This is a genomic window from Enterococcus sp. DIV1421a (assembly GCF_051711025.1).
GTDB classification, from domain to species: Bacteria; Bacillota; Bacilli; order Lactobacillales; family Enterococcaceae; genus Enterococcus_B; species Enterococcus_B hirae.
The window spans coordinates 53,958-62,253 of the sequence record NZ_JBIOLU010000002.1 but is presented as its reverse complement, the minus strand read 5'-3'; the positions used below and the strand labels follow the sequence as shown (position 1 = coordinate 62,253).

The window sequence follows — 8,296 nt, the reverse complement described above, 5'->3', positions numbered from 1 at the left end:
TTCAACATGGCTACTTAGATGAACGAACGAATCAATTAAAAGAAGAAAAAATTCATGAAGCCATTCGATTAGCGATGGCTACGATGTTATCAGAAGAAGGAATGACAGATTCCGCTGTGTGGACAGCTTCTATCCATTACAATACAGATAATATTCATGTCCATGTAGCGACTGTCGAACCTTATCCGACTCGAGAGAAGAAAAGGTTTGTCGATCCAGAAACAGGTGAGTTGGTTACTGAGGTCAAAGGATATCGTTCGCGTAAGATCATGCGTAAAATGAAATCAGTTTTTGCCAATCAATTGTTAGGTTTACAAAAAGAACGTGCGAAAATTGATGTGTTGCGTAAAGTAATGATTGAGGGAATACGTTCCGAACAAGGACAAGAACAATTGAACCATATGGTTATGGATTTACAACGTGTGGCTGAAAAATTGCCCGAACAAAAAGGTTACCAGAAATATGGTTACGCAGAAAAATATGGATTTAAAAAAGAATTAGACAAAGTGATCCAGTCTTTTATCGACCAAAATTTTCCTGAGTTGTATCAAGAAATGATGGATCGACAAGCATATATTCAGTCAGAAGAAGAGTCTGCATTTGGAGAAGGTCGGAATAGTTCTGAAAATAAATTGCATACCTTATACACACGTCTAGGAAACCATATTTTAAAAGAAATCCAAGCGATGGATCTCGTTCCTAAAAAAAGACAAGTCAGCGGTTCATTAGGAGAGATGATGATGGAAGATCAGTCAATTGATCGTGACAAAATCACAGAAGAGAATCAGACAAAAACGACTGAAGCTTTTCAACTTGCACTTGAACGAATTGTAAATAATCCTGCACGACACCGAGCCAACGAGCCTCCAGTTTTGGAAAGTTTGTTGGCTTATATTCGTACGGAAGAAGAAAAAATGAATGTAATCGAGGAAGAACCCGATGAACGTGAACAATACAAACGAGAATTAAAAAAGGAATGGAAACTTCGCACAAGTAATACCCAAAGAATGACCATTCAAGAAGTGGAAGAAAGCAATTTCCCCCCTAAGTTGAAAAAAATGCTTCTTTCAAATTCCATACAAGAACGGATTCCAGAAAAAGTATTTGATGAACAAACCGAATACTTTATCGATCAGTGTTTACCAAAAAGTTCTAAAGTATCAGAATACCAAAAGGAATTTGTAAAAAGTTTGAAAGAATCAGTGGAGAAAATTGAAAACAATCCTTTCCAACATAAAGAAAATGAACCACCAACAGCGGAAGAATGGCACCGTTATTTTCAATCATTGGAACAATCCATACCAACAGAAGATTCTTATGACCATTTATTCCAAGGTCAGGCTGAAGAGGTGCGTTCCATGTATCAACGAACAAAAGAATCATCTGAAAAACAAGCGAAATGGACGAAGAAACGGCGTTTTCCATTATCCAAAAAAGAACGTGCCATGTTACAAAAGCAATGGCAGAAAGAAGTAGCCAAACGAAAACAAGTGTATCAACTTCAACGTGTATTGCGAGAGAATACAGAACAATGGCGAAATGAACGCTTTTATGAACGAAACATTTTAGATCTATCCGTTTGACGAGTGAACAACTTTTATTGAAGTTGTTCTTTTTTTATTACTAAAGGAGGATGTTAGATGAGTTACTATTCACCAAATCAAATAAAGGAAGCACGTAATTCAGATATTTTGGAATATATGATCTCAAAAGGAGAAACTTTCCAACGCCAAGGCAACTATTATCGTCATACAGAACATTCTAGTTGGGTATATGATAGTCGTCGAAAAGTGATGTTTTTCAATAAAGAGATCGATCAACCTGCGGTCAATAACTGTATCATATTAGCGATGAAACTTTATGATTTTTCTTTTGAAGAAGCCATTGGCGATATTTTAGGCAGTGAAGTCAAGGTGTTGTCTGAAGCTGATTATCAAGTGAAGGAGAATGAACCGTTAAACTATCAACGAGACATTAAAGAACAGTCCAATTTTTCAGAAGTGTTTTCTTATTTGACCAAAGAACGAGAAATCGACCCAACGATTGTGACCTTATTTAATCAAGCCAATCTAATTGGTGAAGATCGCTATCAAAATATTATTTTCAAATTTTTTGATCGAACCCAAATCATGAATCCTACAGTGGTGGGCGTGGAATTAAGAGGAACACGTTATTTACCAGAAGAAAAACGGTTGATCAAGGATCGTCCTTATTTTCTTTTCCAACACCCAGGGAATCAAAAAGATGCGATGTTTTTTGCTAGTTTAAACTCGAAAATTCCTACTGGAGAATTAAAAGTATTTGAAGCACCGATTGAAGTGATGAGTTATCTTTCTTTATATAAAGAAAGATATTTTGGTGCGAAAAAAGTATTAATAAATACTGATTTTTGTGCCATGTCAGGTTTGAAGCATCAAGTTGTAGAATCCTATTTTAGAAAAGTATTAGAATCCAATCGGAAGATGGCAGAAGGGAAGAAAACGATCGTCCCACGTATTTCATTGTGTGTGAATAATGATGAAGCAGGACGAGACTTTGTCGATCGTTTTAAGAAGTATTTGGCACAAAAGGGATATTCAGAAACAATTATCAACTATAATGTTCGTCAAGAATTGCCGGTATCACAATTGGGGAAGTCTGAATCCTTTGACTACAATGATTTATTAAAAGAAACCAATCATTTGAAAACTATCGATCGATCCATGATGGTTCAAGAAGACAACTTGATGGAACGATCTATATCGGCTAAAGAAGACAACGTGGTGGAACGCTCCATAGTAACTGAAAAAGATAACGTAGTAGAACAGTCCATGATAGTCAAAGAAGATAATGTGATGGAACAAGCGTAGAGGTATCTGAATGAAATGGAAATTAATGGTGTTTGGTTCAGGTCTTCTTCTATTGCTTTTACCTTTTTTTATTATGCTAAATATGATGATACAAATGATTGGTTCAGTAGGGGCAACAGAAGAAGTAAGTTCTTGCTCAGAAGGAATGTTTACCGGAGAGTATACGGAAGATTTACCTATTTTTGAGGAAATTAAAGGAAGAGGCCCCATTACAGATGAACACGCGAGATATGCGGTAGGAGCGGCAGTAAAATACAAATTATTACCTTCAGTCATTCTTTCGCAATTAGGATGGGAAAGTGCTTATGGACAATCGTATTCTGGAAAAAATGATCATAATTATTTTGGGATAACCTGGTATTCAGGTTGTCCTTACCCTAAAGGGAGTGCAAGAGGTGTCGGAGGAAGTGAGGGAGGAAATTACATGAAATTTCCTGATGCAAAAGCATGTTATGCATATTATGGTTACATGGTGGCTACTCAATCCAACTTCAATGCGTGTGTGGGAAATAAAGATCCTGGACAATGCCTTTTAATTCTAGGTAGAGGTGGGTATGCAGCAGCAGGAATTACCGAAGGAAGCGTCTATTATCAAGGAGCTATGGGAATTATTAAATCCTATAATCTAACTGAATACGATGAATTTGCGATCAAAAAATGGGGAAGTATTGGTTCAACTTCTAGTGGCGGAAGTACTGGTAGTTTAGGTGGTGGATGGTACAATCCGTTTCCTGGATCAAGTTTAGATCGAAGTTCATTTTTGGGAGGACAACTTTTTGGAAAAAATCCTGGAGGAGAATTTCGCGTGAATGGTTTCCATAATGGCTTAGATTTTGGATCGGTTGATCACCCTGGAAATGAGATACATGCGGTTCATGCAGGAACTGTCGTATTTGCTGGTAATCCAAGTATTGCAGCATTGGGTTCATGTGTCATTGTTATAAAGGATGGTGATTTAAGTATGGTGTATCAGGAATTTGGTTCTTCTCCTTCAAATGCACGTGTTAAAGTGGGAGATAAAGTCAAAGCAGGACAAGTAATAGGAATAAGAGATACGGCACATTTACACTTAGGATTTACTAAGAGCGATTGGTATGCCGCCCAAGCTTCAGCATTTAAAAATGACGGTGTTTGGTTAGATCCATTACCTTATTTACAACAAAGTGGAAAGTAGGAGAGAAGATTGAAAAAAGTGATATTACTCAGTTTACTAGCGGTTCTTTTTCTTTCGGGCTGTCATAAAAAAGAAGAAAAGACAGTAGAAGAAACAACTACCAGTCAGTCAACGATGGTTTTGGAAGATAAAACGACTGAAGCAAGTAAAGAGCCCGAAAATCCACGTCCGATGTTAGTAGCATTTGGCAATAAATTTTTAAATTTCAATTCATTAAAAGAGCGGAATCAATCCGTAAAAGAATATATGACAGAAAAATGTCAAGAAGAAAATGGCATTAATGTGGATTTAGATGCTAAATTTCGTAGTGTAGGAAAAATTGTCAAAGTGTTTCAAGATACCGATAATGAAAAGCAATATGCATTATTGGGTGAAGAAGATAGTCGTGGTGTAAAAAACGAAGTCCTATTTGTTGTTCAACTGGTTGAAGAAGATGGCCAATATAAAATTGATAATTTTCGCTATGAACAACTTCATGTACATTGAATACTAAAAAAGAGGGAACAGAAATGAAAAAAATATTATGAAAAAAATGAGCTACTACAAGATTTTTTACACCGATACTTAAACTACGTAAAAAATGAACTTTTAGCTGATGGGAAAGTAACAGAAGCACAAATTGTTTTATCAAGGCTGGATAGTCATTTATGTTTATGGGATCAAACAAGGATAGAAAAGTTAAAATACCAAGATATACTGGAATCTTTACAACGAATTGATCAACCAATTGGTATATTTTTTAGAAGATAATTCCAATCATTTTAAGAATATATACGTTGTTAAATTATGTTTTACATGGTAAGATTCGTTGTGAAGAGGGGGAATGTAAAATGATTAATGTAACAGCCAGAAAAGTTGGCAATTCAATCTCTATTTCAATTCCAAAACAATATAAAGTTGAAGCAGGAACAGAGTATGTCACCTATAAATCAAAAAATGGTGGATTGATTTTTACGCCAAAAATAAAAAATCCATTTTTGTCAGATGAAGCTTTTCAAAAGGCTGAAGATGAGGAATGGCAATTTTTAGCTCAGGAGGAGATAGAAAAGGATGTATGAACCGCAACAAGGTGATCTCATATGGTTGAATTTTACGCCTTCTTTTGGGAGAGAGATGAGAGGGAAACACCCAGCACTGGTTGTTTCTTCCAATGCGTATAATCGAAAAACAAATTATATTATTGTGTGTCCAATTACTTCAGGCGGAAATGATTTTTCTGGTTATATTCCATTGCATGGATATAAAATACATGGAAGAGTGAATGCGACACAAATTCATAGTTTCGATACTGATCGAATTGTGAGTAAAGAGTTTATCGATCGATTAAGAGGAGAAGACTTTTTATTAGTGAAACAAATCTTAGATTATTCACTAGAAATTGATTTTTGATGATTGATAAAAACTGAATTTGGCTCGATACAATATATTTTTAGAGTGTATCATAATATTTTTAATTTTTATCCATTATAGGATTGGAAGATTGAAGATATTTGGACAGCATATATTGCCAAAGGAAACTAGAAATATTTACTTGAAAAAATTTCATTCTTCAAAAAACAGACAATCATAAAATTTAATTTTATGATTGTCCAGATGATGTATCAATTAAACACTTTCGATTGGTTCTATCTTATAAAAGAATGTGTATTACTATCTTAAAAAATGATACTTTTGTTGCTATATGGGTTTTTCTCAAACTAGAGATGAATTACAAAAAAAGAGAGACAATGGTTCTATGGAAATAGATGAAAGATTTTTAAACCCTGTTTATAAGGTTTATAGAATTCCAATTAGTAAAATTCGAATTAATGATTATAATCCAAATAAAGTAGCGCCTAAGGAGTTAAAATTATTAGAACAATCTATTTTAGTAGATGGATATACAATGCCGTTTGTTTGTTATTATGTGAAAGAAAAAGATTATTATGAGATTGTAGATGGTTATAATGGTTATTTAGTAATGAAAAAAATCTCCTGAAATTGCGAAAAGAGAAGAGAATCATTTATCTGTAGTTATCATTGATAAACTAATAACTGAAAGAATTATCAGTACCATTCGATACAATAGTGCTAGAGGTAAATATTCCATTGAAATTGTGCAGATGCTAGTAGAGTCAGGATTAAGTGATAACCGATTTAAATTCATCAAAGCATAAGACATTAGGCAAAGTCTGGTTGAAAGGGTTCGATGGGCGGTAGAATCTCTTCATGACACGATAAACCGAAGAAATGGAAATATTTTTCTAACTAGTGATTTCCTTTATCATCTCATTTAAGTGAGTAACGATAGATCAACGAACTTTTTGACTAATAAACAGTGTTTCTTAGCGACAGAGATATCTCTACGAAGGCAATCTGGCAGGACTTTCATTTGAATCGTTGTTTCTTTAACTCCCATATAGGCCCGATACTCAAAGAATTCATTAAGTAACAACAGGATGGTTGCCGTCCCCCAATGAATGATCTTAGAGGGGACGACACAAAGACAATGCGGACATTCTTCTGGCGTGTATTAGAGAGTATCTTTGTAAATCAAACAAATTTGCCCATTATATTTTTTTTTGGTTAAACAATTTTCCTCGAAATAGATATTTAAGTCTATAATATTTAGGTTATCATTGATAAGCTGAGTATAAGATATCTTGAATCCTTTTATGAATTGGTTCGCCAAATTAATTGTAAAGGATTTCAGAGTATCTTTTCTATATTTTTACATCCAAAAGTATAGAAACTATTTAAATGGATATATTTAAATAGTTTATTATTTTTCTGTAGAAATTGTTTCTACCGATTGAGTAATTGATTTTACAAGTATTTTCTATAAATACTTATCATTCAAAATATATAGGTAGGCAAGTATTTTAATATACATATTTATGTTAATCTTATTAAAAACATAGAAAAAGCCTCCTGAATTTTTCTCAGGAGGAATTATAAATAAATAGGGGGACTTATTTATCTAAAATTCGCATTTTTTATAAGTTTTAAAATTATTATCTTAATCTTTTTTATTTAATAGATTCAAATATGTAGGAAAATTATTGATAACAATACTTACTACGATGTTAATATTAGAATAATACAATACAACTTAGAAAATATAAATTTTCAGAAGCATATATTAGAGAAGTTTCTATAATTATTCCTGATAACTTTAGAAAAAGAATAAACTTCATAGTTCATTCAATTATTCTTTCCACTATAAACTCATAGCACCTCTTAGTATAGATATTTTAAACTAAGAGGTAACTATGATGGTGGGTGTTTAAGTTAGGTAATAGAATCAGCAAACAATGTAAATCAAAAATATTCAAGGAGACAATAACAATTTATTTAAAAATCTCTCTCTATCTTTAATCACCTAACTTGATTCTATTATAAATAAAAAAATCATTACATATTTTTTTATTTTTAGTAAACATATATAATTTATGATTTTTTTTATACTATTGATTAGGAAATCGGGATTATTTATTGAATAACAGTTATGATAGTTTAAAAAATAAACAATAATAAGAAAAAAAGAAAGTGCATTTAATCAGAATAATTCTAAAATTAAATTGAAAAAAAGATTTAGATAATTATTCAAACCAATAGCTTATAAGGCTGAAATTTAAAGTCTTTTTTTCATAAAGTATAATTGTCATTATAAATAATTCTATATACTTATTGACCATTTCCCAAAACTTATATATGAATTTTATTTATAATTGACAATTCCTATCTCTTCCAATATCTCAAATTTTTAAACTCTGTAAGAAGGAGAATAAGGGATTAATCTCTTATTCCCCTTTTCTATTTTTACGAGTTAATTGATAAATTTAGCATCTTGAATATTTGTAATAATTTGTTGTACATGTTCATCATAATTATTTTTTAAATAAAATTTTGCCATTTGGTAAACTGTTTCATATTCCTTTGTTCCATCAAAATTACTAAATATTTCTATTAGACTTTTAATATCAGGATCTGTTTTTATTGTTTTTCGATCTTTTGCTGTTCAATCTTTCTTTTGTTTTTCTAGTAAAATCTGCGACTCATCTGTAGACATTCTAGATGTTTTAACTATTTCTTCAACTTTAGGTCATTTTTTTCATGCTTTGTCAATGCCATAATAAATACTTCCGTAAATTATTATTTGTCTAGTGTATTTCTTTAGAATCACTCTAGAAAGTGACCTACTCACTACTTAGCTAAACTTATCGGTTTTTAAAACTTGAAATGAGATATTTTTGGGAAAACAGCATACTTGATAGCTTATTTTTTCACTAGC

At 32.4% G+C, this 8,296-nt stretch carries 7 protein-coding genes and 2 pseudogenes; 8 read left to right on the top strand and 1 reads right to left on the bottom strand.

Translation table 11 applies throughout. The features are described 5' to 3' along the window. The 8 genes and pseudogenes from mobL to IGK21_RS13270 form a co-directional block, all read left to right on the top strand. On the top strand, positions 1–1,583 hold a 1,583-nt coding region (gene mobL / locus IGK21_RS13305), incomplete at its 5' end, for a relaxase MobL (RefSeq protein WP_438719529.1). 57 nt (positions 1,584–1,640) lie between these two features. Next, positions 1,641–2,849 carry a DUF3991 domain-containing protein gene (locus IGK21_RS13300; RefSeq protein WP_181918648.1) on the top strand — a complete coding sequence of 403 codons (1,209 nt, stop codon included), beginning with the start codon at positions 1,641–1,643 and terminating at the stop codon, positions 2,847–2,849. A 10-nt stretch (positions 2,850–2,859) separates the two neighbouring features. Further along, positions 2,860–4,023, top strand: coding sequence for a glucosaminidase domain-containing protein (locus IGK21_RS13295; protein WP_438719527.1), 1,164 nt, complete (start codon positions 2,860–2,862; stop codon positions 4,021–4,023). An 18-nt stretch (positions 4,024–4,041) separates the two neighbouring features. Further along, positions 4,042–4,509 (top strand): EF0163 family protein, encoded by a 468-nt coding sequence (locus tag IGK21_RS13290; RefSeq protein ID WP_309578076.1) that lies wholly within the window; start codon positions 4,042–4,044, stop codon positions 4,507–4,509. Between the two features lie 344 nt (positions 4,510–4,853). Beyond that, entirely contained in the window at positions 4,854–5,081 is a 228-nt protein-coding gene (mazE, locus tag IGK21_RS13285) for a type II toxin-antitoxin system PemI/MazE family antitoxin (RefSeq protein WP_081115476.1), read from the top strand. Then, positions 5,074–5,412, top strand: coding sequence for a type II toxin-antitoxin system PemK/MazF family toxin (locus IGK21_RS13280; RefSeq protein ID WP_081115477.1), 339 nt, complete (start codon positions 5,074–5,076; stop codon positions 5,410–5,412). Before mazE ends, IGK21_RS13280 begins: the two co-directional genes overlap by 8 nt. A gap of 230 nt (positions 5,413–5,642) precedes the next feature. Next, the gene (locus IGK21_RS13275; RefSeq protein ID WP_229065704.1) at positions 5,643–5,768 is read left to right on the top strand and encodes a hypothetical protein; all 126 of its coding nucleotides are present in this window, start codon (positions 5,643–5,645) and stop codon (positions 5,766–5,768) included. Beyond that, a pseudogene (locus IGK21_RS13270) lies at positions 5,759–6,152 on the top strand (ParB N-terminal domain-containing protein); the annotation flags it as partial. The gene IGK21_RS13275 and the pseudogene IGK21_RS13270, both read left to right, overlap by 10 nt. On the opposite strand, the pseudogene IGK21_RS13265 reads toward IGK21_RS13270, so the two are convergent. Continuing rightward, positions 6,153–6,664, bottom strand: a pseudogene (locus tag IGK21_RS13265) (ISL3 family transposase); the annotation flags it as partial. It abuts the pseudogene before it with no gap. Positions 6,665–8,296 lie beyond the last annotated feature (1,632 nt).